This is a genomic window from Enterobacter wuhouensis, assembly GCF_035835995.1.
Classification (GTDB): Bacteria; Pseudomonadota; Gammaproteobacteria; order Enterobacterales; family Enterobacteriaceae; genus Enterobacter; species Enterobacter wuhouensis.
Genome location: NZ_CP142124.1, coordinates 1261226 through 1286158 on the forward strand (window position 1 = coordinate 1261226; position 24933 = coordinate 1286158).

The window sequence follows — 24933 nt, forward strand, 5'->3', positions numbered from 1 at the left end:
GGTGGTATGAGGACGATGAAAGGACCCGGTATTTTTCTGTCGCAGTTTATCGGTGCAGAAGCGCCGTTCAACACCCTCGACGGGCTGGCCGGGTGGGCAGCCGGGAAAGGCTATAAAGCGGTGCAGATCCCCTGCAACCATCCGCACATTTTTGATGTGGCGAAGGCGGCCGAGAGCCAGAGCTACTGTGATGACATTACCGGCAAGCTGGCCGCGCACGGGCTGGTCATCAGCGAGCTGTCGACCCATCTGGAGGGGCAGCTTGTGGCGGTAAACCCGGTCTACAGCGACGCGTTTGACCACTTCGCGCCCGCCGCCGTGCGCGGCAACGATGCGGCGCGCCGGGCGTGGGCGACGGAGAAGCTGAAGCAGGCGGCGTTGGCTTCAGCAAGACTAGGCCTGAAAGCGCACGCCACCTTCTCCGGCTCGCTGGCGTGGCCGTTTTTCTACCCGTGGCCGCCGCACAACGAGCAGCGTTTTCAGGAAGCGTTTCAGGCGCTGGCAAACCGCTGGCGGCCGATTCTGGATGCGTTCGACGAGCAGGGCGTGGACGTCTGCTTTGAGCTGCATCCGGGGGAAGATCTGCACGACGGCGTGACCTTCGAGCGTTTTCTGGCGCTGGTGGATAACCATCCGCGCTGCAACATTCTCTTCGACCCAAGCCATATGCTATTGCAGCAGATGGACTACCTGACCTTTATCGACATCTACCACGCGCGCATCAAGGCGTTCCACGTGAAGGATGCCGAGTTCAGGGCCAACGGGCGCAGCGGCGCGTACGGCGGCTACCAGCCGTGGATCAACCGCGCCGGGCGCTTCCGATCGCTCGGCGACGGGCAGATCGACTTTAAGGGCATTTTCAGCAGGCTGACCCAGTACGACTACGACGGCTGGGCGGTGCTGGAGTGGGAGTGCTGCCTAAAGGACGGCGAAGCCGGCGCCAGTGAGGGCAGCGAGTTTATCCGCCGCCATATCATCCCGGTCTCCGGGCGCGCGTTTGACGACTTCGCGGCGGGAGGCAGCCATGATTAACGTCGGGATTATCGGCAGCGGGTTTATCGGCCCGGCGCATATCGAGGCGCTTAGGCGCCTAGGTTTTGTGCAGGTGGTTGCCCTGTGCGACGGAACCCTTACTCAGGCGCAAGAAAAAGCGCGCCAGCTTAACGTGCCGCACGCGTACGGCAGCGTGGAGGAACTGCTCGCACATCCCGATCTGCACGTGGTGCACAACTGCACGCCGAACCATCTGCACGCGGAAATTAACCGCAAGATCCTGCGCGCGGGCAAGCACGTGTTTTCCGAAAAGCCGCTGTGCATGACTCCGGACGAGGCGCGCGAGCTGGTGGCGCTGGCGGAGCAGGCAGGCGTGGTGCACGGCGTGAGCTTTGTCTATCGCCAGTTTGCGATGGTGCGCCAGGCGGCGAGCATGATGCGCGCGGGCAGCGTCGGGCGGCTGTTCGCCGCGCACGGCAGCTACCTGCAGGACTGGATGCTGCTGGAAACCGACTACAACTGGCGGGTGGATGCCGCGCTCGGCGGCGCATCGCGCGCGGTGGCGGATATCGGCTCCCACTGGTGCGACACGGTGCAGTTCGTCACCGGGCGACGCATAACCGAGGTGATGGCCGATCTCGCCATCGTCTGGCCGACGCGCAAAGCCAGCGTGTCGGGCAATCAGACTTTTACCCACGATGCGCACGCGCAGTATGAAGACAGGCCGGTCACCACCGAAGACTTCGGCTCGGTGCTGTTCCGCTTCGACGACGGCAGCAGGGGCAGCTTTAGCGTCTCGCAGGTGAGCGCGGGGCGCAAAAATCGCCTGACGTTTGAGATCAACGGCAGCGAGCGGTCGGTGGCGTGGGATCAGGAGATCCCGCAGCGGCTGTGGATCGGGCATCGCGCGCAGGCCAACCAGACGCTCACCGACGATCCGGGCCTGATGAACCCTGACGTGGCCGACAGCGCCCACTTCCCCGGTGGGCATATCGAAGGCTGGCCGGACGCGTTTAAAAATATGATGGCGCAGTTCTACCGCGCCGTTCAGGCGGGGGCGATGGCGGATAAACCGCCGTTTGCGACCTTCCACGACGGCGCGAACGTGATGTATATCATTGATGCGATAGTGAAAAGCCATCAGCAGCAGCGCTGGGTGCGCGTGGCGTATTGACGCGTTGCCCGGTTCGCCGGGCAACCGTTTTATGGTAGCCTGCACAAAACGCTAACCGCAGGATGTGTCGTCGCTATGTCTATTCAGAAAATCGCTCAGCTCGCCGGAGTCTCCGTGGCGACGGTCTCCCGCGTGCTCAACAACAGCGACACCGTGAAGGCGAAAAACCGCGAGCGCGTTCTGCAGGCGATCCAGGAGAGCAACTACCAGCCGAACCTGCTGGCGCGCCAGCTGCGCACCGCCCGCAGCTATATGATCCTGGTAATGGTCTCCAACATCGCCAACCCGTTCTGCGCCGAGGTGGTGAAGGGCATTGAAGAAGAGGCGGAGAAAAACGGCTACCGCATCCTGCTATGCAACTCCGGCTCGGACATCGAGCGCTCCCGCTCGGGCTTAAGCCTGCTGTCGGGCAAAATCGTCGACGGCATTATCACCATGGACGCCTTCTCGAAGCTGCCGGAACTGGCCGCGCTGATTGGTGCCGCGCCGTGGGTACAGTGCGCCGAATACGCCGATGCGGGCGCGGTCTCCTGCGTGGGGATTAACGACGTCGATGCCTCGCAGCACGCCGTCAGCCAGCTGGCCGAAAGCGGGCGCACGCGTATCGCGATGATTAACCACGACCTCAGCTATAAATATGCCCGCCTGCGCGAGCGCGGCTACAAGAGCGTGATCCACCTGAAGGACCTGGACTATCAGGCCGTGGAATACGCCAGCGATCTCAGCTCGCGCGCCGGGATGGCGGCGATGGAAAATCTGCTGAAAAAGAACCCGCCGGACGCGGTCTTTGCGGTGTCCGATACCCTGGCCGCAGGCGCGCTGCGCGCGATTCAGCAGGCGGGGCTGCGGGTGCCGGAGGATATCGCGGTCGTGGGGTTTGACGGCACGGAGCTGGCGGACATGATTTCGCTCACCACCATTGAACAGCCGTCGCGGGATATCGGGCGCAAGGCGGTCGACCTGTTAATGAACAAAATCGACAACCCGGACGCGCCCACGGAAAGGGTAATGATGGACTGGCGCTTTATTTCCCGCGCCAGCACCTGATTATTTAACGAGTGCGCCCGCCAGGGATCGAATATCGTTCCCGGTCGGGGACTGGTGAATGCGCAGACCAAATTCATCCACCACCGCGTATATATGGTCGAAAATATCCGCCTGAATCTCCTCATATTCCGCCCAGACCACCGTGTTGGTGAAGGCGTATATTTCAATCGGCAGGCCGTTAGCGTCCGGCGCGAGCTGGCGCACCATCAGCGTCATATCTTTGCGAATGCGCGGGTGGTTGCGCAGATATTCATTCAGGTAGGCGCGGAAGGTGCCGATATTGGTCATCTTGCGCAGGTTTAATACCGATTCCCCTTCACCGTTCTCCTGATTCCAGAGGGTAATTTCCTCGTGTCGCGCGGCCAGATACGGCTTCAGCAGCCTCGCCTGTATCAGCTTCTGCTGCTCCTGCTCGTCGAGAAAATGAATGCTGGTGGTGTCGATATTCAGGCTGCGCTTAATGCGTCGCCCGCCGGAGGCTGACATGCCGCTCCAGTTGATAAAGGCGTCGGATACCAGCGCCCACGTCGGAATGGTGGTGATGGTGTTATCGAAGTTGCGCACCTTGACGGTGGTCAGGCCGATGTCGGTCACCGTGCCGTTGGCGCCGTACTTCGGCATCTCCAGCCAGTCGCCGAGCTTGAGCATGTCGTTGGCGGAAAGCTGAATGCCCGCCACCAGGCCGAGTATCGGATCTTTAAAGACCAGCATCAGCACGGCGGCCATCGCACCCAGACCGCTGATCAGGATCGCCGGTGACTGGCCGATCAGCAGGGAAATAATCAGTATCCCCACCAGGATGGCGCTGACCAGCTTAACGCCCTGGAAGATCCCCTTCAGCGGCAGCTGCGACGCGGTGGCCATTTTCTGTGACAGATTAAATATCACGTCCAGCAGCGAGAAGAAGGAGAGAAGGGCATAGACCATTACCCACAGCTTCGCGCAGGTAGTGAGTATTTCCGCCGCTTCGCTGCCTTTTTGCAGCCACAGAACCGCCTGAACGTTGACGATTATCCCCTGCAGGGTAAAGGCCACGCGGCGAAATAATTTATTCTCGGTAATGATCTGCAGCCACAAATGGCTGCTTGCCCGCGCGCGCTTTTCAAAGGCGCGGAGCACCATTTTGTGCAGAATAAAATGAACGATGATGGCGGTAAGAAAAATAATACCAAAGATAATCACTAAAGAGGTGGTGTGATTAATTTCAATCCCTAACTCTTCAACCTGAGCAATTAATTCCTGCATAACGTCTCCTGTATTGATGCAGCCCCATAATGGCGGCTGCGGATTAATTATGCAAATTCACGGGCTTATTTGGTGGCCTGGCAAACCTTTACCACCGGTAAACAGAGACGATGGCGCATGCGCAGCGTCGCCAGCGCCAGCGCGACCATCATCGCGGTTTCAACCAGCAGGAAAACGTTAACCGCCTGGGTGTAGTCCCCGTGATGGTTTTGCAGCGCGTGCAGCAGAATCGCGCCAAAAATGGCCGGACCCAGCCCCAGCGCGGCCTGCTGCAGCGTGCTGAGAATGGCGCTCGCGGCCCCCGCGTCGTCAGGCTTGATATCGCGCATCCCGATGCGGTAGAAGCTGTTCACAATTAACGCCTGCCCGTAGCCGACCAGCCCGGTCGCTGGTGCCAGCGTCAGCGCGGTGTTGTTCATCCCCCACGTGCGGAAGGTGGCAACCAGCGCCAGCAGGCCGACAATCTGGATCGCCAGCCCGGTGAGCAGAATGGTGCTGGTGCTGTAGCGGGCAATCAGGCGCGGCGCGAACCACGCGGAGATAAAGTAGGTCACTCCGAGGGCAATAAAGCTGTTCCCGGACTGCCACGGCGCCATGCCAAGGCCGGTCTGCATGGTCAGCGCCATGCAGAACATAAACCCGGACCAGACGCTGAAAAAGAGCATCGCAATCAGCACGCCAAAACGGATGCTGCTGAGCTGCATCAGACGCGGCGGGATCAGCGGGTGCGCATCTTCACGCTCTTTTTTACGCGCGTTCAGCACCATTAAATATGCCAGTGGAATAATGGCCAGCAGCGCAGCCTTCAGCGGCCATGACCAGTGCCACTGCGGGCCGAGCGCCATCGGGAACAGCAGGCAGCAGAGGATCATCGCCAGCAGAGCCGTACCCGGCCAGTCGATGCGCGACGGGGTATCGCGGCGGGTCTCCGGCACGTAGCGGCGGCTCAGCGCCAGCACCACCAGACAAATCGGCACGTTGATGAAGAAGGCGTTACGCCAGCCCAGCCCGGCGATGTCCGCCGACACCAGCCAGCCGCCGCCCATCTGGCCGACGATGAACGCAATCCCGCCGATGCCGCCGAACAGGCTGATCGCTTTTGCGTGCGCCGTGCCTTTTAACGTCACGTGCAGCGTCGCGAGAATTTGCGGCACGATCAGCGCCGCGCCCGCGCCCTGAACGATGCGCGCGGCCAGCAGCTGTTCGATATTGCCCGCCATGCCGCACAGCAGCGAGGCCAGGCCAAAGCTCGCCACGCCCCACATAAACAGGCGACGACGGCCGAGGTTATCCCCCAGCTTGCTGCCGAGCGCCAGGCAGACGGCGAAGGCCACGCCGTAGAGCGCGACGATCAGCTCCAGTTCGGTCGCCGTGGCGTGTAAAGAGTGGGTGATGGAGTCCAGCGCGACGTTGGTGATTGAGGTATCAATCAGCGGCAGCATCTGGCCTGTTAACAGCAATATCAGGCCAGCGCGGCCCGGTGAAACAACTGACGTATTCATGGGATCTCCATTGCGTCATTCATCAGATGGTCGTAGCATCAACCATCTGATAAACGGGTACCAGTTCTTGCTTATACTGGTACTGGCACTACCATGCAGGGGGATTTATGGCCTTGATGTCTGAACCCGTCGTCTCACTTCAGGATGACACGCGAAAACAGCTCGGCGCATTTTTGCGCGCCCGCCGTGAAAGCCTCGATCCGCAGCGTCTCGGCCTGCCGCGCAGCGGGCGCCGACGCACGCCGGGCCTGCGCCGCGAAGAGGTGGCGATGCTGGCCGACGTGGGCGTGACCTGGTACACCTGGCTTGAGCAGGGCAGGGACGTCAATCCGTCCAGCGCGGTGATGGCGGCTGTGGCGAAAGCCTTGCAGTGCACCCCAACCGAGGCCCGACACCTGTTTGTGTTAGCCGGTTTGCCGCCGGGCGAAGCGCCGCAGGCGGTCTGCTGCGAGGGCATCAGCGAAGGCACGCGCCGCCTGCTCGACACGCTGATGCCGAAGCCTGCCAGCATCCAGAAGCCGAACTTCGACATCGTGGCGTGGAACGACAGCTTCGGGCACCTGATGGGCGTCGATTTCAATGAGATCCCGCCGGAAGACCGCAACTGTATTTACCTGTTCCTCACCCATCCGGCGTGGCGCGCGCGTCTCGGCAGGCGCGACGACGTGCTGCCGATATTTGTCTCCTACTTCCGCGCGGCGATGGCCGAGCACCGGGGCGACCCGCTGTGGGAAGCGAAGCTTGCGCGCTTCTTTGCCGTGTCCGAAGAGTTCAAAACCCTGTGGCACCAGCGCAACGACGTGCGCGGCGTGGAGAACCAGCTCAAGCTGTTTACCCATCCCGAACTGGGGGATTTTACGCTGCAGCAGATGTACTGGTACTCCGCGCCGCGAAACGGGTCGCGGCTGCTGGTGTATCTGCCGGTGGACGAAGCGGGGGAGAGGGCGATGGAATGGCTGGCGGAGCAGGTAAAATGAACGTCACCCGCAAACAGGAACGCCTCCTGCGCCGCGCGCTCACCGAGTGGGAGCAGGAGGGCGCATTAACCGCCGACGAGCACCAGCGCCTTGCCGGAACCTTACGCCGCGTCACCATGGACTGGCAGCGCCTCAGCCGTTATGCCTTCTGGACGGCGCTGGCCTGCGTCATTATCGCCATTGGCAGCCTGTTCTCCGACAGCGAGCTGATGGCGCGCATCATCGAATTCTTCGCTTTCTCTTCTCTCGCCCGCATTGGCCTGCCTGCGGTGATTGCGGTGCTGTTTTACCTGTGGGGATTCAGCCGACAGCGGCGGGAAACCCGGTGGCACTACAGTACCGAGGCGATTCTGTTCCTCGGCGTGCTCTTTACCGCCATCGCGCTCTGGCAGCTTGGCGAGCGGCTCGATAACGGCAGCGGTCACGTTGCGCCGCTGTTCCTGGCCGGATGCGCGATCTACGGGCTGGTGGGCTTCTTTGGCCGTTCGGGGCTGGTGTGGCTGTTTTTCCTGCTTTCGCTCGGCAACTGGTTTGGCGCAGAGACGGGCTACATGTCCGGCTGGGGCGCGTACTGGCTGGGGATGAACTACCCGGTGCGGTTTATCTTCTTCGGCGGCGCGCTGCTGGCGCTGTGCCGGGTGTTGCGTGCAGTGCTGCAGGTGCGGCATCTCTATGCCACCAGCAAAGCCATGGGGCTGACGTACCTGTTTGTGGCCCTGTGGATCATGTCGATTTTCGGCAATTACGATATCGACAGCTGGTACAGCGTCACGCAGGCCTCGCTCCTGCCGTGGGCGCTGCTGTTCGCCGTGGCGGCGGTGCTCTGCATTTACATCAGCCTGAGAACCGACGACGGGATGCTGCGCGGTTTTGGCCTGACGTTCCTCGCCGTTAACCTCTATACGCGTTACTTCGAATACTTCTGGGACGGGATGAACAAGGTGGTGTTCTTCCTGATCCTGGCGGCGTCGCTGGCGGTGATTGGGCGGTATGCGGAGAAGATTTGGCATGCGGGGAAATAAATTTTTTGCGAGGCGCTTTCAGGTAATTATTGCGGATCCGGTATGACCCGATAAAAGCAGGTAAGGTAAGTCATTAAAAACAATGTTAGCCTTTAATGCAAATTGCCTTATGTGCTAATATCATCAGGGATGAAATACCGTGTTCAGACTTATCGTTCATGAGGCGGTCAGGGAAGAGATTCTCTTACTGCCTGCAGGGGTGCAGGCGAAGCTAATTCGCCAGCTTGATAAATTGCGCTTAAACCCGACGGCTCTTCGGGAACCTGACAGCAAACCATTGCCGCATGGTCTGTTTGAAATCAGGACCGTTGGGCTGATCCATACCCGAGGTATTTATGTTTACCAGCGGGAAAAGACGATTTTTCTTTTGCGTGTATTTGTTAAGAAGACGCAAAAAACGCCCTCAGCTGAACTCCGTCTGGCATTAAAACGACAACAGGAGATGTTGGATGAGCAAGAAGATTATTGACTGGGATGCACTCAGAGCGGAACTGTTAAGCGATTCAGAGGTTCAGGCTTCTTTTGATGCAGAAGAGCGCAAGGAGCGCCTGCGAGAGATGCTGGCGCAATGGCGCGACCATGCTGGTCTTACGCGCGCACAGGTGGCGGAGCGAATGGGCGTCAGCGCACCCACCGTATCAAGAATGGAAGCGAATATTACCCGGGCGAGCCTTGATACGTTAACGCGTTATGCACTGGTGTGCGGGGTTAAACACCCGCAAATTACGCTTTACTGAAAACAGGCACGCCGGAACCCAGCGTGCCACTAAGGATCAGCACTCGGTCACAATCGTACTCAGCGGCAGTCGAGACTTCGGCAGCGTGGCGTTGAAATCTTCCACGCTGTGATGCCCAACCGGCACCACCACCAGGCTGGTGAAGCCTTTCTCTTTCAGGCCAAACTCTTCGTCGAGAATAGCGGCGTCGAAACCTTCAATTGGTACCGCGTCCAGACCCATCGCGCCCACGCCCAGCAGGAAGTTGCCGACGTTCAGGTAAACCTGCTTCGCCATCCACTGGTCGTCATCCTTCAGATCCACGCGGTGCATGTCGGCGAAGTAGTGGCGGCCTTTATTGTTGGCAGCTTTAGCTTCTGGCGTGTTGAAACGGCCATCGGACTCTTCCTGATCCACCACGCGCTCAAGCCAGGCATCGTCCAGCGCGGTTTTCGCGCAGAACACCACCACGTGAGAGGCGTCCAGCATTTTGCGTTCGTTGAACACGTAAGTGCCCGCAGCGGATTTCGCCACGCGCGCTTTCCCTTCCTCGGTGCTTGCGACAATAAAGTGCCACGGCTGGGAGTTGGTGCTGGACGGGCTGTACTGCAGCAGGGTTTTGATTTTTTCCGCTTCTTCCGCGGTCAGTTTTTTGGTTGGGTCGAACGCCTTGGTCGAGTGACGTTTCAGGGCGACAGAAATGATATCCATAACAACTCCTGGTGATGAAATTCGCCCGTACGCGGGCGCGAAAGGTGAGCAGATTACCGCGCGAAGCGGGAAAAGATAAGTGCGATTCGAGCGGTTAATCTGTTCGTCTCAGGCGAACAATCAGGCCGGGCGTATCCATTTTTGGTCTTTTTTGGGCAGCTTATCGACCACCAGGTTCCATGAGTCATTGATGAAATCGGTAACCACTTCAGGCGTGATGTCATCGGTGCCGTAGAGTGAGATCCAGTGCTTTTTATTCAGGTGATAGCCCGGTTCAACGCCGCGGTAAATCTGCTGATTCAACAGCGATTTTTCAGGATCGGATTTCAGGCTGACGTGGGGGCGACCGCGTACAACCGCCATCAGCATAAAAATCTTCCCGCCCACTTTAAACACGTCGTATTCGGGCCCAAACGGCCAGCAGTGTTCCGTAAAAGGCAGTTCCAGCGCCACGCGTTTCGCGTGTTCCTGCAAGGACTTACCGTCCATCGCTATCCTCCTGAGCCAGCCCGCGCCACATGGCCTCAAAGCCCAGCGCTTTAAAATCGACGGCCCGGGACGGATCGCGAGTGGCAAATTCCATCGTCGTTTCGGCCAGCGATAAGAAAATCGCATCGCCGAAGGTTTTAAATTCGTCGGACATAAACACCTGACGCACCGAGCGGCGGCACAGCTCGTGCAGCTCCGGGAACATATCCTTCACGGCCTGTTCCGTCTCGGCGTTGATCTTCTCACTGACGCCCAGCTGGCGAATGGCGGCGTGTGCGAGAGGGTTTTTAATCCCCCAGTCGACATAGCTGTTCCAGATGTTACGCGTGTGCTCTTTGGGCTGGGTGAGTGAGCGATCCAGATTAGACAGCATCGCCTGGCAGAGATCCTGCTTCAGGTGCAGGTAGAGGGCATTCAGCAGATCGTCTTTCGTCGCAAAGTAGCGAAACAGGGTGCCTTCGGCAACGCCCGCGTTACGGGCAATGAGCGCCGTTGAGGCGGCAATCCCCGACTGCGCAAATGCAGCGGTTGCTGCTTCCAGTAAGGCCTGTTTTTTATCTTCACTCTTCGGACGTGCCACTAAATTCTCCCCTTTGTCAATTGTAAAAAAGCGTATTGAAGCATGCGGTTCATACTGCTGCAACGCGGAATGTCAAAGATCGAAAACGTCTTGACGATATATTCATCGTATCTAATAATGAGTGCTTACTCACTCATAATCAAGCTTAACCCGCGTAAACCATCGGACGGGGCGCGTATTCGGGTCAGGAAATGAAAAAGCCTCTATTCATCTGCGTGGTGTTTGTCATGATTATTGCTTCAGCGGCCAGTTTACCTTTTGTTCTGAACGCCGGTTTCGGCCAGCCCCCGCAGGGCGATCGGCTTTCCGAGGTGGAAGCCTCCCCGCAGTATCGCGACGGGACATTCCACAATACGCTGCCGACGCCGGGCTTTACCGGTCAACAAAATATGCTGGTGGCGTGGTGGCAGTTTCTGACCCGTAAAACCGAAAACGCACGACCGGCGCAGCCGCTGCCGCTGGTGAAAACCGATCTCGCGAGCCTGCCGCTGGAGCAGGATACCCTGGTGTGGCTCGGCCACTCGTCATGGTATATGCAGCTGGCGGGGAAACGCATTCTGATCGACCCGGTGCTTGGCAACTACGCCGCGCCGTTTTCGTTCCTCAATAAGGCCTTTGCCGGTGAGTATCCGTGGCATGCGGAGAGCATGCCGGAGATCGACCTGCTGATTATCTCGCACGATCACTACGATCATCTGGATTACACCACCATCAGGGCGCTGCTGCCGAAGGTGAAGCGCGTAGTCACGCCGCTGGGCGTGGGCTCCCACCTGCGCTACTGGGGCATGAACCCGGAGATTATCGACGAGCGGGACTGGAACCAGGCGGTGCGCATTAGCGATGAACTGACGGTGCACGTGCTGCCGGCGCGCCACTTTTCCGGGCGCGGCATCAAGCGCAATCAGACCCTGTGGGGCAGCTTTATGTTCGTCACGCCAGGGCAGAAGGTCTATTACAGCGGTGACTCCGGCTATGGCCCGCACTTCAAGGCCATCGGCGAGCAGTTTGGCGAAGTGGATTTAGCCATCATGGAAAACGGTCAGTACGACCAGGACTGGAAGTACATCCACATGCTGCCGGATGAAACGGCGCAGGCCTCGGCGGATCTCAACGCGAAAGCGGTGGTGCCGGGACACAACGGGCGCTTCGTGCTGGCGAAGCACACGTGGAACGATCCGCTGATCCAGCTGGCGCGGGCCAGCAAGGACAAAAATTATCGGTTGCTGACGCCAGAGCTGGGCGAACCGGTTCGCGTGGGCGACAGCACGCAACAATTTCGTGAGTGGTGGGAATAATGTTTAACCGAGAAGCAGAGGGGGAGAGCAGCATGACTATTTCCGCTCAGGTCATCGACACCATCGTCGAGTGGATTGACGACAACCTACATCAGCCGCTACGCATCGAAGAGATTGCCCGCCACGCGGGATATTCGAAGTGGCACCTGCAGCGGCTGTTTATGCAGTACAAGGGGGAGAGTCTGGGGCGCTATATTCGCGAGCGCAAGCTGCTGCTGGCGGCGCGCGACCTGCGTGAATCGGACGAGCGCGTGTACGACATCTGTCTGCGCTACGGGTTTGACTCGCAGCAGACGTTTACCCGCATATTTACCCGCACCTTCAACCAGCCGCCGGGCGCGTACCGTAAAGAGAACCACAGTAGGGCGCACTGAAAAACATCCCCTCTCCCCAAAGGGGCGAGGGTGTAATCGTCCCCTCTCCCCGTAGGGGAGAGGGTTAGGGTGAGGGGCCAGACCGCACCCAGTTTACCAGCTGTAATTCACCGTCGCCGTCACCGTCCGGCCAATCCCGTAGAAGCACGCCGTATCGCTTGCGCACGATGCCACATACTTCGTATCCGCCACGTTATTGACGTTGAATTGCACGCTCGCCCCTTTCAGGCTGCGGCTCATCTCGCCCAGGTCGTAGCTGACCATCGCGTCATACAGATCCACCGACGGCACCTTGAAGGTGTTTTTTGCGTCGCCGTAGCTGGTGCTGATGTAGCGCATCCCCACGCCCGCGGTCAGGCTCTTGAGCGCGCCGCCGGGCACGGTATAGCTGGCGAAGGCCGAGGCCATATGCGCCGGAATACGCGCAGGCGTTTTGCCTTCGGTCCCCGCGACCGTGGTGCTTTTAGTTTTCGCATCCGTGTAGGTGTACGAGCCAATCAGGTTGATGTTGTCCATCAGTGTAGAGTGGATTTCTGCCTCAACGCCCTTCGAACGCACCTTGCCCGCGTTCTCAAACCAGCCCTCGGCGCTGTTGTAGGTCGCCACGTTGTCCTGGGTTAAATCGTACAGGGCCAGGGTCATCAGGGTGGTATCGACCGGCTGATACTTCAGGCCAATCTCGGCCTGCTCGCCGGTGGTCGGCTTAAACGGCCCCACGCCCGGCGCGCGGTTGGTTTGCAGGTTCGGTTCAAACGAGGTGCTGTAGCTGACGTACGGCGACAGTCCAGAGTCGAACGCGTACAGCAGGCCGGTACGCCAGGTGAACTTGCTGTCGTTTTGCTGGGCAAAGCTGCCGTCGGTGAAGTCATTGGTGCGCACTTCGCTCCAGTCGTAGCGCCCGGAAACCAGCCACTCCCAGCGGTTCCAGCTCATCTGGTCCTGCAGATACAGCCCCATCTGGTCGAGATTTTGCTGTTCGTCGGTGGCGGCCTTAAAGGTACTTTCGTCCACGTTTACGCCGTATACCGGGTTTCGCCAGTCGAGGTCATACTGCGAGCCGCTCCCGCGCGCCAGCAGCTGTTTATCTTTGCTGGTTTTATAGTCGAATCCGCCGAGCAGGGTATGGGAGACTTCACCGGTATTCGCCAGGTACTCCAGCTGGTTGTCGAGGCCAAATTCGTTGGTGGTGCGCTCCTCGTGCTGGGCGCGACGCGTTAGCACCGAGCTGTTGGCGGCGCTGGTGGCGTAGACCAGATACCGGTATTTCTGCCTGATGGTGGCGTAACGCGCGTTCTGGCGGAAGGTGAGGTTATCGGCGAACTGGTGTTCAAGCTCGTAGCCAATCATCGTCTGCTCGCGCCAGGACTGATTATAATCCGGATCGCTGACGTTAAAGTCGCGCGGGATGTACTTCCCGTCGACGCTTTTTACCGTGCCGTAGGCGGGCAGGAAGTTGCGGTAGCCCGCGTCCGGATCTTTCTGGTAGCTGGTGAGCAGGGTAAAGCGGGTCAGATCGTTCGGGTACCAGGTGATCGCCGGAGCAATCGCCATCCGCGTCTCTTTGTAATCATCTACCTGATTATGCTGGGTGCGGGCAATCCCGTTCACGCGATACAGCACGCGGCCGTCGTCGCTGAGCCTGCCGCCGACGTCAAATGCACCTTCGGCGAGGTCGTTATTGCCGGTGCGGAACTGCACGTTATGGATGGATTCAGCGGTCGGGCGCTTGCTGGTCATGCTGATGAGCCCGCCCGGGTTCACCTGGCCAAACAGCACGGACGCCGGGCCGCGCACTAGCTCCACGCGCTCCAGTAGCCACGGATCGATGGTGCCCGTCTGTGACGAGGCCGTTGCGCCAAAGCTTAATCCGTCGAGGAATTTCGGCACATAGCTAAAGCCGCGCACAAACACCTCGTCGTTACGGTTTGACGATCCGCGATACTCGGTGAACACCCCCGCCGAGTAGCGCAGCGCCTGCGACACGGAGGTGACGTCCTGCATCTGCATCTGATCGCGGGTGATCACCGACACCGACTGCGGCGTCCTGACGATCTCAGCGCTGGTTTTGGTCGCAGAGAGAGTTTTTGTCGCCACAATCCCCTTCACGGGCGCGGTGGGCTCCTGACTCGTCCCTTGCGTCACCGTGATGGTTTCTTCTTTCGTTTCTGCCTGAGCCGTCACGCTGGCCGCGGTCAGGCTCAGCAGCCAGAGCTGCATTATCTTATTATTTTTAAACATTTTTGTTGAACGTCCTTGGTTGCTATCGCCATAAAAACACCGGTAAATCGGTCTGGATGATATTGCAAATTATTACCATTTGCATTAGCGTTGTTAACAAATTTCGTCGGGGAACATGCGGTAATGAAGAGGGTATGGAGTGGGTTGTTATTAGGGATAGGCGCGCTACCCGCCGTGGCGGCGACGTGCGAACACTCTTCCCTTCAGGGCGATGTGCAGGGGAAGTTTGATGCCAGCGGTGAAGTCTGTTTTTTACTTCCGCCGCTGGACGAGAATTACGTATCCGCCACGCTGAACGGCGTGACCGATGCGCGCCTGCTGGACGGGCAAAACCGCCGCATTCGCACGCTGGTCGAGAATGGACCCGCCGACGGGGAACACACGCTGCTTTTTGCCCTCCCGGTGAAGCAAAGCAGCTCGCTGGTGCTGCACGGTGAAGCGGGCAAGCCGTGGCGTTTTCAGTGGCGAATGAAAGAGACCTCCGCCTTATCGCGCGAACAAATCCTGGCGCCTGAAAGCCCGACGCTTCAGGCGCTGGCAAAAGAGATTGCTGCCGGTGGGAGTACCAACGCGTTCTGGCAGGCGCAGAGTCGGCAGGGAACGCCGATGGTGGAGCCGGTAGACGCAGAACATAAGCGCGTCACCTTCCTGTGGCGCGGCGCGCGGGATAACGTTTTTATTCTTGGCTCACCGGCGGGGGATCACGATCCGCTTTTCCGGCTGGGCAAAAGCGACGTCTGGTTCCGCAGCTACGTGGTGCCCGCCGATACGGTGATGCAGTATAAGCTTGCGCCGGACGTGCCGGTCATTGACGGATCGCCACGCGACCAGCGGCGCGCGATCCTGGTGAGCGCCCAGGCCGATCCGCTCAACCCGACGTCCTTTGGTGAACAGAAAACCGATCGCTGGAACCGCTATTCATTGCTCGATCTCAGCCCCGCGCGCTACTGCACCGTTCAGGCCACGGCGCAGCCGCTGGTGCACGGCACGCTGAGCCGTCAGAACATAGCGAGCAAGATCCTCGGCAATTCCCGCGAAGTGATGGTCTACAAGCCGCGCGGCGCACAGCCCGCGCGCTGGACGCTCATCCTCTTCGACGGGCAGATTTATCAGGATGAATACCGCTTCGCCAACGTGCTGGACGGTCTTATCGCCCGCCATCATCTTCCTCCGATTAACGTGGTGTTTATCGACAGCCTCGATCACGCCCGACGCGGCAAAGAGCTGCCGCCAAATCCGGACTTCGCCGACTTTATGGCGCACGAGCTGCTGCCGTGGCTGCGCGGGCAGGGCATTGCGATGCAGCGGCAGAAAACGGTGCTGGCGGGGTCGAGCTACGGGGGAATTGCCTCGTCGTGGGTGGCGCTGCGCTACCCGCGCCTGTTTGGCAACGTGCTGAGTCTTTCAGGCTCGTACTGGTGGGCGCCGAAGGGGGAAGCCCACGGCTGGCTGACGCGCCAGTATCAGCAGTCGCCGCCGTATCCGGTGCGATTCTGGCTGCAGGCCGGGAAGTTCGAAACCGCGGGGCCGGGCGGGGGGATCTATCGCACAACCCAGGAATTTGAACAGGTATTGCGGGAGAAAGGCTATCGCGTCAGTTTCAGTCCGTCATCCAGCGGCCACGACTACGCGGCCTGGTGCGAAGCGCTGATCCACGGCATGCGTGATTTCACCGGCCTACGACGCCAGTGAAAACCAGCGGCGCCAGACGAAACGCAGGATGAAGAATTCGATGGCGCCGAGCGCTAAAAACCACAGGCAGAACAGAATGGTGTAAAGCTGGTTAAGATCGACCATGTGGAAGGTCGTCATCAGCTTCTGCGCCAGCACCAGACCCAGCGACGGCGCGGGTAGCAGCAGGCAGGAGATCAGGGCCAGCAATAAAATGCCCCCGGCCGTAAGCAGCGATTCTAACGGGTGTTTCATCGTAATGTTAATCGTCAGTTAAAAATGTCATTGTCCGGCATCCTGTTTCGTAAAGCAATATCAATCCGGCCGACGAATTTGAATATCACATAGCCTTTATTCCGCATTTCATAACTAAAAAAAGAATAATATTGGCCGGTCGATTAAATTAATATCGCGTTATGTAAATAAACGTCTGTATCAGGAAAATAATTTTACAAACGTATAGGTGCTGTATCCAATTAACGTAGCAATAACAATGGCTGCGACAATGTATAACGCCAGGCGCCGTCCGCGATAAATACCAAACATGCTGTCTCCTTGTTTAATGTTGGTTTAGAAATATTTTGTAAAAATCATCTTATCGAATTAATTTTTAGCAGTTTTGAATAACTCCGTTGTCATTATATTGCTTTAGATCAATTTAACCCGCAAGAATTAAAATTGAATTAATTAAAGCCAGAAGGGAATTCCGGCTTCCGTCCACCGGATATTGAAGGAAAAATACCATGACCAAAAAAAATTTCTCACAGAATATGCCACCCGCGGGCGGGCAGGCGTACCAGCAGACCGTAGAGCAGGTGCTCGCTCAGGCGCAGAGTCAGGCTAACGGCCTGGACCGCGCCGAGGCGCAGGCGCGTTTGCAGAAGCATGGCCCGAACGCCCTGCCGGAGAAAAAAGGCAAGCCGGGCTGGCTGCGTTTTCTCGCGCACTTTAACGATGTCCTGATTTACGTTTTGCTTGCAGCGGCCGTATTAACCGCGGTGATGGGCCACTGGGTCGATACGCTGGTTATTCTCGGCGTGGCGGTCATCAATGCCTTAATTGGCCATATTCAGGAAAGCAACGCGGAAAAATCGCTGAAGAGTATTCGCAATATGCTCTCCAGCGAGGCGCGCGTTATTCGTAACGGCAACCACGAAACGATACCCACAACTGAAATAGTCCCGGGCGATATTATTGTATTACGCGCGGGAGATCGTATTCCGGCGGATATGCGCTTAATCGAAGCGCATAATTTACGCGTGGAAGAGGCGATTCTGACCGGTGAATCCACCGTGGTGGATAAGCACACAAATCCGCTGAGCGGCGAACTGCCGCTGGGCGACCGCACCAACATGGTCTTCTCCGGGACGACCGTGAGCGCGGGCGGTGGCGTCGGCCTGGTCACCGCGACCGGTAAGGATACGGAGCTTGGCCACATCAACCAGATGATGGCGGGCATCGAAAAGCACCGCACGCCGCTGCTGGTGCAGATGGACAAGCTGGGTAAAGCCATTTTCGCCATTATCCTGGCGATGATGGCCGCGCTGTTTGTTTTCAGCCTGGTGTTCCGCGAGATCCCAATGGGCGAGCTGCTGCTCTCCCTGATTAGCCTGGCGGTGGCCTCCGTGCCGGAAGGTCTGCCGGCGATTATCTCCATCATCCTCTCACTGGGCGTGCAGGCGATGGCGCGCAAGCGGGCGATTATCCGCAAGCTGCCGACGGTTGAAACCCTGGGCGCGATGACCGTGGTGTGCTCGGATAAGACCGGCACCCTGACCATGAACGAGATGACGGTCAAAGCCATCATCACCGCCGACACCTGCTATCGCGTGGACGGCAACAGCTACGAGCCGGTGGGCAACATTTACCTGGAAGGCAGCGACGAGCCGGTGCAGATCCAGCCGGGCACCGTGCTGGAGCAGTACCTGCGCACCATCGACCTGTGTAACGACAGCCAGATGATTCAGGACGAGCGCGGCCTGTGGGGCATTACCGGTGGGCCGACCGAGGGCGCGCTGAAGGTGCTGGCGGCGAAGGCTAACCTTGCGCCGGTCATGACCACGCTGATTAACAAGATCCCGTTCGACTCGCAGTACAAGTACATGAGCACCCACTACCAGATTGGCGGTGAGGAGCAGATCCTGATCACCGGCGCGCCGGACGTGATTTTCGCCCTGTGCGCCCAGCAGCAGACCCGCAACGGCACCGAAGCCTTCAACCGCGCGTACTGGGAAGCCGAGATGGAGCGCTATGCGCGTCAGGGGCTGCGCATGGTTGCCGCGGCGTTCAAGCCGGCAAACGGCGAGAAGGAACTGACGCACGACGACCTGAGCCACGGACTGATCTTCCTCGGCATCGCCGGGATGATGGATCCGCCGCGTCCGGAAGCCATTGATGCGATTAACGCCTGCCAGCAGGCGGGGATCCGCGTGAAGATGATCACCGGGGATCACCCGCAGACGGCGATGAGCATCGGCCAGATGCTGGGGATCACCAACAGCGAGCAGGCGGTCACCGGCTACCAGCTGGAGAAGATGGACGACGCCGCGCTGGCGGAAGCCGCGGTGAAGTATGATATCTTCGCCCGCACCAGCCCGGAGCATAAGCTGCGCCTGGTGAAAGCGCTGCAGGACAAAGGCGAAATCGTCGGCATGACCGGTGACGGCGTGAACGACGCCCCGGCGCTGCGCCAGGCGGACGTGGGCATCGCGATGGGCATCAAGGGCACGGAAGTGACCAAAGAGGCGGCGGACATGGTCCTGACGGACGATAACTTCGCCACCATCGCCAGCGCGGTGAAAGAGGGGCGTCGCGTCTACGACAACCTGAAGAAGACCATTCTGTTCATCATGCCTACCAACCTCGCGCAGGGGCTGCTGATTGTGATTGCGCTGCTGGCGGGGAACATTATTCCGCTGACGCCGGTGCTGATTCTGTGGATGAACATGGCCACCTCCGCCACGCTCTCCTTCGGCCTGGCCTTTGAGGCCGCCGAGCGCAACATCATGCGCCGTCCGCCGCGTCAGACCGGACAGCACGTGATGGATGCCTACGCCGTGTGGCGCGTGGCCTTCGTCGGCACCATGATTGCGATTGCTGCCTTTGCGCTGGAAGCCTGGCTGGCCCCGCGCGGCCACAGCGCGGAGTTCATCCGCACCGTGCTGCTGCAGATGCTGGTCTGCGCCCAGTGGGTGTACATGATTAACTGCCGCAACACCGACGGGTTCTCCCTGAACCGCGGCCTGCTGGCGAACAAAGGTATCTGGCTGGTGACGGGCGTGCTGTTCCTGCTCCAGGCGGCAATCATCTACCTGCCGTTTATGCAGATGCTGTTCGGCACCGAAGCGCTGCCGCTGCGCTACTGGTTTGTGACTCTGGCGGTCGCGGGCGTGATGTTCTTCGTCGTCGAAATCGAGAAGCGACTGACCCGCAGGTTCCGTAAGGCTGCATAACGAAAACCTTAAAACCTTACCCCTCACCCTGCCCTCTCCCCAAAGGGGAGAGGGTGTTCAAGTTCCCTCTCCCCTTTGGGGAGAGGGTTAGGGTGAGGGGAAAACACTGAGGTACTTATTAATGAAACTCCCAATCCTGTTCGCGCTCCTCGCCTGCACCCTGCAACCCGCCTTCGCCGCCGCCATTCCCGTTCGCGTCGCCGCCGTGGAGCAGACCGCCCACGCCGCCGAGCGCCAGATCCCGGGCCGCATTGAAGCTATCCACACCGTTGAGCTGCGCGCGCGTACGGAAGGCGCAATCGTCAAAGCCCCGTTCCGCGACGGACAGTACGTGAAAAAAGGCGATGTGCTGTTCGAGCTGGACGATGCCGAGCCGCGCGCCGCGGTGCGTCTGGCGCAGGCCGAGGTAAAAAGTGCAGAAGCCACGCTGCGCCAGGCGCAGCAGCAGCTTTCCCGCTTTGAAAGCCTGGGCAGCAGCAACGCCATCAGCCGTCACGACGTGGATAACGCCCGCATGCAGCGCGACGTCGCCAGCGCGGCGCTGGAGCAGGCGAAAGCCCGCCTCGAAACCCGCAACGTCACCCTGAGCTATACCCGCATCACCTCGCCGATTGACGGGCGAGTGGGGCACAGCAACTTCCACGTCGGCAGCCTGGTCAACCCCGCAAGCGGCGTGCTGGTGGAGGTCGTGCAGCTCGATCCCATCCGCATCGCCTTTGCGCTGGAAGAGGGAGCCTTTGCCACCAAAGCCGGACAGCATCCTGATATTAACGCCATGAAAAAGGCCTGGCAGGCGCTTATCGACAGCAACGGCCAGCGCGTCAGCGGTGAACTGACCTCCGTGGATAACCGCATCGACCCGCGCACCGCCAGCGTGATGCTGCGCGCCGAGTTCGCCAACCCGCGCCATCAGCTCCTGCCCGGCGGTAACGTGAACGTGATCCTGCGCCCGACCAGCGAGCAGCCTGTCCTGACCCTGCCCGCCGCTGCCGTACAGCAGAACGGCGAAGGGTTCTTTGCCTGGGTGGTTAATGCCGACGGCAAAGCCGAAATGCGTCCGCTGAAGGTTGCCGGACAGATTGGCCAGCAGTTCCAGATTTCATCCGGCGTGAAGCCCGGTGAGCGAGCGATTACTGACGGCGCGCAGCGCGTGCAGCCCGGTGCCGCCGTCCAGATACTGAATTAAGGAGCCATCATGCTGACGTTTTTCATCAAACGCCCGCGCTTCGCGATGGTGATTGCGCTGGTCATCACCCTGCTGGGGGCCATCGCGCTGAGGATTATTCCCGTAGAGCAGTACCCGCAGATCACGCCGCCGGTGGTGAATGTGTCAGCGTCATGGCCCGGCGCCAGCTCGGCTGACGTGGCAGAAGCGATAGCCACGCCGCTGGAGACCCAGCTGAACGGCGTGGATCACATGCTCTATATGGAGTCCACCAGCTCGGACGAAGGCACGTATAGCCTGAACATCACCTTTGCGGCGGGGACCGATCCGGATCTTGCCGCCATCGACGTGCAGAACCGCGTGGCGCAGGCCGTGGCGCAGCTCCCGACCGAGGCGCAGCAAAACGGCGTGCAGGTGCGCAAGCGCGCCACCAACCTGATGATGGGGGTAAGCCTTTACTCACCGGACAACACCCACACGCCGCTGTTCGTCAGCAACTACGCCAGCACCCAGGTGCGCGAGGCGCTGTCCCGCCTGCCGGGCGTCGGGCAGGTGCAGATGTTTGGCGCGCGCGACTACAGCATGCGCATCTGGCTGCGTCCGGACCGCATGAACGCCCTTAACGTCACCACCGACGACGTGGCGCAGGCGCTGCGCGAGCAGAACGTGCAGGGGGCGGCAGGCCAGGTCGGCACGCCGCCGGTGTTTAACGGCCAGCAGCAGACCCTGACCATTAACGGGCTGGGGCGCCTGAATCAGGCCGAAGACTTTGCCGACATCATTATCCGAGCGGGCGAGATGGGCCAGCTGGTGCGCCTGAAGGACGTCGCCACCATCGAGCTCGGCTCGCGCAGCTACAGTTCCGGCGCGCAGCTGAACGGGCACGACTCCGCCTACCTCGGCATCTACCCGACGCCGTCCGCCAACGCCCTGCGCGTGGCCGATGCGGTGCGCGCGGAGCTGGAGCGCCTCTCGACGCGCTTCCCGGACGACCTGGTCTACGAGGTGAAATTCGACACCACCTCCTTTGTTGCCGCCACCATTAAAGAGATCGGCGTCTCGCTGGCGCTCACCATGCTGGCGGTTGTGGTGGTCGTTTCCCTGTTCCTGCAAAGCTGGCGCGCGACGCTGATTGTCGCGCTCGCCATTCCGGTGTCGCTGGTGGGCACCTTCGCGGTGCTCTACACGCTCGGCTACTCCGCCAACACCCTCAGCCTGTTCGCCATTATTCTGGCGCTGACCATGGTGGTGGATGACGCCATCGTGGTGGTGGAGAGCGTCGAAACGCTGATGGCGGAAGGGCAGAGCCGCACGGCGGCGACCGCGCTGGCGTTGCGCCAGATCGCCGGGCCGGTCATCGCGACGACGCTGGTGCTGCTGGCGGTGTTTGTGCCGGTGGCGCTCCTGCCGGGGATTGTCGGCGAGCTGTACCGCCAGTTCGCGGTGACGCTCTCCACCGCCGTCACGCTCTCAAGCCTGGTGGCGCTCACCCTGACGCCCGCTCTGTGCGCGATGCTGCTGCGTCCGCGCCCGGAAAAACCTGCCGCGGTTTATCGCGCCTTTAACCGCGGGCTGGACGCCACGCGCGGTTTCTACACCCGCATCGTGAACGTATTAAACCAGCGCCCGTGGCTGGCGCTGCTGGCTACCTCGGGCGCGGCGGCGGTGGTGGCGTTCAGCTTTACGTCGATGCCAAAAGGCTTCCTGCCGCAGGAAGACCAGGGCTACTTCTTCGCCAGCGTCCAGCTGCCGGAAGCGGCCTCGCTGGAGCGCACCGAGGCGGTGATGACCACGGCGCGCGAATTAATAATCAAAAATCCGGCGGTGGAGGACGTGATTCAGGTGTCCGGGTTTAACATCCTCAACGGCACCAGCGCCTCCAACGGCGGGTTTATCTCCATCATGCTCAAAGACTGGAGCGAGCGCCCGCCGCTGGACGAGGTGATGGGCACCCTGCAGCGCCAACTGCTGGCTCTGCCGGAAGCAACCATCATGACCTTCGCGCCGCCGACGCTGCCGGGGCTGGGCAACGCCTCCGGCTTCGACCTGCGCATTCAGGCGCAGGCGGGGCAGAGCCCGGCGGAGCTGGAGCGCGTGACGCGCGAGGTGCTGGCGAAAGCCAACCAGCATCCGCAGCTGAGCCGCGTGTTCACCACCTGGAGCAGCAACGTGCCGCAGCTGACGCTGACCGTTGACCGCGAGCGTGCCGCGCGCCTCGATGTGCCGGTGTCGCGCATCTTCAGCAGCCTGCAGACCGCCTTTGGCGGCACGCGCGCCGGGGATTTCAGCGTCAACAACCGCGTTTACCACGTGGTGATGCAGAACGAGATGCAGTGGCGCGAGCGCGCCGAGCAGATCAGCGAGCTGTTCGTGCGCAGCAACAGCGGCGAGCGGGTGCGCCTGAGCAACCTCGTCACCATCACGCCGACCGTCGGCGCGCCGTTCCTGCAGCAGTACAACCAGTTCCCGTCCGTGTCGGTGAGCGGCTCGGCGGCGGCTGGGGTGAGCAGCAGCACCGCGATGGCGGCGATGGGCGAGCTTCTGGCGGAGAATCTGCCAGCGGGATACGACTACGCCTGGAGCGGCATGTCGTATCAGGAGCAGCAGACCGGCAACCAGGCGATATGGATCGTGCTGGCGGCGGTGGTGATGGCGTGGCTGTTCCTCGTCGCCCAGTACGAGAGCTGGACGCTCCCGGCGAGCGTGATGCTCTCGGTGCTGTTCGCCATCGGCGGGGCGCTGGTCTGGCTGTGGTTAGCGGGCTACGCCAACGACGTGTACGTGCAGATAGGCCTGGTGCTGCTGATCGCGCTAGCGGCTAAAAACGCAATTCTTATCGTGGAGTTTGCCCGCGCGCGGCGCATGGACGGGATGACGATTGTCGATGCCGCAAGGGAAGGGGCCTCGCGCCGCTTCCGCGCGGTGATGATGACCGCCGTGTCGTTCATCATTGGCGTCCTGCCCATGATGCTGGCAACCGGGGCCGGTGCCCAGAGCCGCCGCATCATCGGCACCACGGTGTTCAGCGGCATGCTGGTGGCAACCGTGGTAGGGATCCTGTTTATCCCGGCGCTGTTCGTGCTGTTCCAGCGCCTGCGCGAGTGGGGTCACGGCCTTACGGACTCGTCGCCCACAGCTCGCAGTGCTTCTGCACCAGAGAAATCAGCGAGCCGCCGTCGGCGATAAACTCCCGCATGCGCTGCGCCTCGCTCTTGCCCTGCTTTAACAGCAGGGCAATTTCATTGATCGCGCTCGTCGCGCCGAGCTTCTCGGCCGACGGCGCAACCTGCTCCAGCAGCCACGAAATGTCTTCCGCCACGGTTTTGTGCTCACCGGTGTGCACGTCCGTCAGGATCCCCTCCAGCCCGTAGCGACACGCCTGAAAACGGTTAAAGCGGTACAGCAGAAAATCTTTTTCCTGATGCTTATAGGGCCGCGTGGTTAGCAGCCAATGCGACGTCGCCTGAATAAGCCCGGCGATGTTAATCGCGTGGCCGAGCGTCAGCGGCGTATCCATCACCCGCACCTCCACGGTGCCGAAGTGCGGGCTGGGGCGGATGTCCCAGTGCAGATCCTTAATGCTGTCGATCATGCTGGTGGAACTCAGGCGGCGGAACAGCCCCTCGAACTCCTGCCAGCTGTTGACCCACGGCATCTGGCCGTTATCCGGAAAGCCTGAGAAGATGTTGAGCCGCGATGAGGAGAACTTCGTGTCGGTGCCCTGCATATACGGCGAGGCGGCCGCCAGGGCGATAAAGTGCGGCACGAAGCGCGACAGGCCGTGCAGCAGATAAATCGCGTCGTCTCCGGTCCGGCAGCCGACGTGCACGTGCTGGCCGAACACCGTCGCCTGCAAAATCAGATAGCCAAAGCGCTCCAGCGTGACGTTATAGCGCTCGTCGTCGCACACCTCCTGACGCTGCCACTTCTGGAACGGGTGCGTCCCGCCGCCGCAGATCTGGATATGCTGCTCCGCCGACGCGCGCAGGATGCTCTGCTGCATCACCGAGAACTGCGCCGCCGCCTGGTCGATGGTCTGGCACACGCCGGTGGCGATTTCGAGCATGCTCTCGGTGATGTCGTGTTTGACTTCGCCACCTTTGATGTCGTCTTTGACGGCGGCGATGAGCGCGGAGGAGTCCTGGCTCAGGTCGTAGCCCGGCGGGTTAACCACCTGTAGTTCGAGCTCGATGCCGAGGGTGTAGGGTTCAGAGGATTTAAAGTCGGGTAGGGGCATGGTGCACTCCGTTGGCTGTTATGTGTTGAGTATAGACAACGGGCG

At 60.3% G+C, this 24933-nt stretch carries 21 protein-coding genes; 13 read left to right on the forward strand and 8 right to left on the reverse strand.

Annotated elements, in window-relative coordinates; all coding sequences use genetic code 11:
* Positions 1–6 precede the first annotated feature (6 nt).
* The 3 genes from VPX56_RS06020 to VPX56_RS06030 all read left to right on the forward strand — a co-directional run bounded on the left by VPX56_RS06020 (position 7) and on the right by VPX56_RS06030 (position 3214).
* The gene (locus VPX56_RS06020) at positions 7–1032 is read left to right on the forward strand and encodes a sugar phosphate isomerase/epimerase family protein (protein ID WP_326470476.1); all 1026 of its coding nucleotides are present in this window, start codon (positions 7–9) and stop codon (positions 1030–1032) included.
* Positions 1025–2167, forward strand: coding sequence for a Gfo/Idh/MocA family protein (locus tag VPX56_RS06025; RefSeq protein ID WP_131633177.1), 1143 nt, complete (start codon positions 1025–1027; stop codon positions 2165–2167). The genes VPX56_RS06020 and VPX56_RS06025 overlap by 8 nt, the downstream gene beginning before the upstream one ends.
* Positions 2168–2242: 75 nt before the next feature.
* On the forward strand, positions 2243–3214 hold the full coding sequence (locus VPX56_RS06030) for a LacI family DNA-binding transcriptional regulator (RefSeq protein WP_326470478.1): 972 nt from the start codon (positions 2243–2245) through the stop codon (positions 3212–3214).
* Here VPX56_RS06030 and VPX56_RS06035 read toward each other — a convergent pair whose 3' ends face one another.
* A complete protein-coding gene (locus VPX56_RS06035) occupies positions 3215–4459 on the reverse strand; it encodes a mechanosensitive ion channel family protein (RefSeq protein WP_326470480.1) in 1245 nt (414 codons plus the stop codon).
* 65 nt (positions 4460–4524) lie between these two features.
* Complete coding sequence (locus VPX56_RS06040) at positions 4525–5961, reverse strand: MFS transporter (RefSeq protein ID WP_326470482.1); 1437 nt, start codon at positions 5959–5961, stop codon at positions 4525–4527.
* Between the two features lie 107 nt (positions 5962–6068).
* Here VPX56_RS06040 and VPX56_RS06045 point away from each other — a divergent pair, with 107 nt between their 5' ends.
* The 4 genes from VPX56_RS06045 (at position 6069) to VPX56_RS06060 (ending at position 8697) form a co-directional block, all read left to right on the forward strand.
* Positions 6069–6938 carry a helix-turn-helix transcriptional regulator gene (locus tag VPX56_RS06045; protein ID WP_326470484.1) on the forward strand — a complete coding sequence of 290 codons (870 nt, stop codon included), beginning with the start codon at positions 6069–6071 and terminating at the stop codon, positions 6936–6938.
* Positions 6935–7960, forward strand: a complete 1026-nt coding sequence (locus tag VPX56_RS06050; protein ID WP_326471969.1) for a DUF2157 domain-containing protein — start codon at positions 6935–6937, stop codon at positions 7958–7960. Before VPX56_RS06045 ends, VPX56_RS06050 begins: the two co-directional genes overlap by 4 nt.
* A 139-nt stretch (positions 7961–8099) precedes the next feature.
* On the forward strand, positions 8100–8429 hold the full coding sequence (locus tag VPX56_RS06055; RefSeq protein ID WP_266178596.1) for a type II toxin-antitoxin system RelE/ParE family toxin: 330 nt from the start codon (positions 8100–8102) through the stop codon (positions 8427–8429).
* Positions 8410–8697 (forward strand): helix-turn-helix domain-containing protein, encoded by a 288-nt coding sequence (locus tag VPX56_RS06060; RefSeq protein ID WP_326470489.1) that lies wholly within the window; start codon positions 8410–8412, stop codon positions 8695–8697. The genes VPX56_RS06055 and VPX56_RS06060 overlap by 20 nt, the downstream gene beginning before the upstream one ends.
* Positions 8698–8733: 36 nt before the next feature.
* On the opposite strand, the gene nfsB is transcribed toward VPX56_RS06060, so the two are convergent.
* From nfsB to VPX56_RS06075, 3 genes are all read right to left on the reverse strand, one after another.
* Positions 8734–9387: an oxygen-insensitive NAD(P)H nitroreductase gene (nfsB, locus tag VPX56_RS06065; protein WP_326470491.1), complete on the reverse strand. Its 654-nt coding sequence runs from the start codon at positions 9385–9387 to the stop codon at positions 8734–8736.
* Between the two features lie 120 nt (positions 9388–9507).
* Positions 9508–9876 carry an MmcQ/YjbR family DNA-binding protein gene (locus tag VPX56_RS06070; protein WP_119935193.1) on the reverse strand — a complete coding sequence of 123 codons (369 nt, stop codon included), beginning with the start codon at positions 9874–9876 and terminating at the stop codon, positions 9508–9510.
* Complete coding sequence (locus VPX56_RS06075) at positions 9866–10456, reverse strand: TetR/AcrR family transcriptional regulator (RefSeq protein ID WP_131633168.1); 591 nt, start codon at positions 10454–10456, stop codon at positions 9866–9868. Before VPX56_RS06075 ends, VPX56_RS06070 begins: the two co-directional genes overlap by 11 nt.
* 191 nt (positions 10457–10647) lie before the next feature.
* Here VPX56_RS06075 and VPX56_RS06080 point away from each other — a divergent pair, with 191 nt between their 5' ends.
* Together VPX56_RS06080 and VPX56_RS06085 are read left to right on the forward strand one after the other, a co-directional pair.
* Positions 10648–11751 (forward strand): MBL fold metallo-hydrolase, encoded by a 1104-nt coding sequence (locus tag VPX56_RS06080; RefSeq protein WP_131633167.1) that lies wholly within the window; start codon positions 10648–10650, stop codon positions 11749–11751.
* Positions 11752–11783: 32 nt separating this feature from the next.
* Entirely contained in the window at positions 11784–12125 is a 342-nt protein-coding gene (locus VPX56_RS06085; RefSeq protein ID WP_119935465.1) for a RamA family antibiotic efflux transcriptional regulator, read from the forward strand.
* Between the two features lie 93 nt (positions 12126–12218).
* Here VPX56_RS06085 and VPX56_RS06090 read toward each other — a convergent pair whose 3' ends face one another.
* Positions 12219–14363: a TonB-dependent siderophore receptor gene (locus VPX56_RS06090; protein ID WP_326470497.1), complete on the reverse strand. Its 2145-nt coding sequence runs from the start codon at positions 14361–14363 to the stop codon at positions 12219–12221.
* Between the two features lie 123 nt (positions 14364–14486).
* On the opposite strand from VPX56_RS06090, the gene VPX56_RS06095 reads away from it, so the two are divergent.
* Positions 14487–16055 carry an alpha/beta hydrolase-fold protein gene (locus VPX56_RS06095; RefSeq protein WP_326470499.1) on the forward strand — a complete coding sequence of 523 codons (1569 nt, stop codon included), beginning with the start codon at positions 14487–14489 and terminating at the stop codon, positions 16053–16055.
* Here the strand turns inward: VPX56_RS06095 and VPX56_RS06100 are convergent.
* Positions 16041–16289: a DUF1158 domain-containing protein gene (locus VPX56_RS06100; protein ID WP_010428319.1), complete on the reverse strand. Its 249-nt coding sequence runs from the start codon at positions 16287–16289 to the stop codon at positions 16041–16043. The two genes, VPX56_RS06095 and VPX56_RS06100, sit on opposite strands and share 15 nt — an antisense overlap.
* Positions 16290–16777: 488 nt before the next feature.
* Here VPX56_RS06100 and VPX56_RS06105 point away from each other — a divergent pair, with 488 nt between their 5' ends.
* From VPX56_RS06105 to VPX56_RS06115, 3 genes are all read left to right on the forward strand, one after another.
* Positions 16778–19486, forward strand: coding sequence for a cation-transporting P-type ATPase (locus VPX56_RS06105; RefSeq protein WP_326470501.1), 2709 nt, complete (start codon positions 16778–16780; stop codon positions 19484–19486).
* A 121-nt stretch (positions 19487–19607) separates the two neighbouring features.
* Complete coding sequence (locus tag VPX56_RS06110) at positions 19608–20672, forward strand: efflux RND transporter periplasmic adaptor subunit (RefSeq protein ID WP_326470503.1); 1065 nt, start codon at positions 19608–19610, stop codon at positions 20670–20672.
* Positions 20673–20681: 9 nt separating this feature from the next.
* Positions 20682–23837, forward strand: a complete 3156-nt coding sequence (locus tag VPX56_RS06115; protein ID WP_326470505.1) for an efflux RND transporter permease subunit — start codon at positions 20682–20684, stop codon at positions 23835–23837.
* Here the strand turns inward: VPX56_RS06115 and VPX56_RS06120 are convergent.
* Positions 23767–24888 carry a YbdK family carboxylate-amine ligase gene (locus VPX56_RS06120; protein WP_131633161.1) on the reverse strand — a complete coding sequence of 374 codons (1122 nt, stop codon included), beginning with the start codon at positions 24886–24888 and terminating at the stop codon, positions 23767–23769. The genes VPX56_RS06115 and VPX56_RS06120 overlap by 71 nt on opposite strands.
* Positions 24889–24933: the final 45 nt, after the last annotated feature.

Coding starts and splice junctions, on each gene's coding strand:
- VPX56_RS06030 (WP_326470478.1), top strand. CDS start 2,243: ATGTCTATTCAGAAAATCGCTCAGCTCGCCGGAGTCTCCGTGGCGACG.
- VPX56_RS06040 (WP_326470482.1), bottom strand. CDS start 5,961: ATGAATACGTCAGTTGTTTCACCGGGCCGCGCTGGCCTGATATTGCTG.
- VPX56_RS06020 (WP_326470476.1), top strand. CDS start 7: ATGAGGACGATGAAAGGACCCGGTATTTTTCTGTCGCAGTTTATCGGT.
- VPX56_RS06110 (WP_326470503.1), top strand. CDS start 19,608: ATGAAACTCCCAATCCTGTTCGCGCTCCTCGCCTGCACCCTGCAACCC.
- VPX56_RS06115 (WP_326470505.1), top strand. CDS start 20,682: ATGCTGACGTTTTTCATCAAACGCCCGCGCTTCGCGATGGTGATTGCG.
- VPX56_RS06090 (WP_326470497.1), bottom strand. CDS start 14,363: ATGTTTAAAAATAATAAGATAATGCAGCTCTGGCTGCTGAGCCTGACC.
- nfsB (WP_326470491.1), bottom strand. CDS start 9,387: ATGGATATCATTTCTGTCGCCCTGAAACGTCACTCGACCAAGGCGTTC.
- VPX56_RS06095 (WP_326470499.1), top strand. CDS start 14,487: ATGAAGAGGGTATGGAGTGGGTTGTTATTAGGGATAGGCGCGCTACCC.
- VPX56_RS06120 (WP_131633161.1), bottom strand. CDS start 24,888: ATGCCCCTACCCGACTTTAAATCCTCTGAACCCTACACCCTCGGCATC.
- VPX56_RS06050 (WP_326471969.1), top strand. CDS start 6,935: ATGAACGTCACCCGCAAACAGGAACGCCTCCTGCGCCGCGCGCTCACC.
- VPX56_RS06105 (WP_326470501.1), top strand. CDS start 16,778: ATGACCAAAAAAAATTTCTCACAGAATATGCCACCCGCGGGCGGGCAG.
- VPX56_RS06070 (WP_119935193.1), bottom strand. CDS start 9,876: ATGGACGGTAAGTCCTTGCAGGAACACGCGAAACGCGTGGCGCTGGAA.
- VPX56_RS06045 (WP_326470484.1), top strand. CDS start 6,069: ATGGCCTTGATGTCTGAACCCGTCGTCTCACTTCAGGATGACACGCGA.
- VPX56_RS06035 (WP_326470480.1), bottom strand. CDS start 4,459: ATGCAGGAATTAATTGCTCAGGTTGAAGAGTTAGGGATTGAAATTAAT.
- VPX56_RS06025 (WP_131633177.1), top strand. CDS start 1,025: ATGATTAACGTCGGGATTATCGGCAGCGGGTTTATCGGCCCGGCGCAT.
- VPX56_RS06100 (WP_010428319.1), bottom strand. CDS start 16,289: ATGAAACACCCGTTAGAATCGCTGCTTACGGCCGGGGGCATTTTATTG.
- VPX56_RS06085 (WP_119935465.1), top strand. CDS start 11,784: ATGACTATTTCCGCTCAGGTCATCGACACCATCGTCGAGTGGATTGAC.
- VPX56_RS06060 (WP_326470489.1), top strand. CDS start 8,410: ATGAGCAAGAAGATTATTGACTGGGATGCACTCAGAGCGGAACTGTTA.
- VPX56_RS06080 (WP_131633167.1), top strand. CDS start 10,648: ATGAAAAAGCCTCTATTCATCTGCGTGGTGTTTGTCATGATTATTGCT.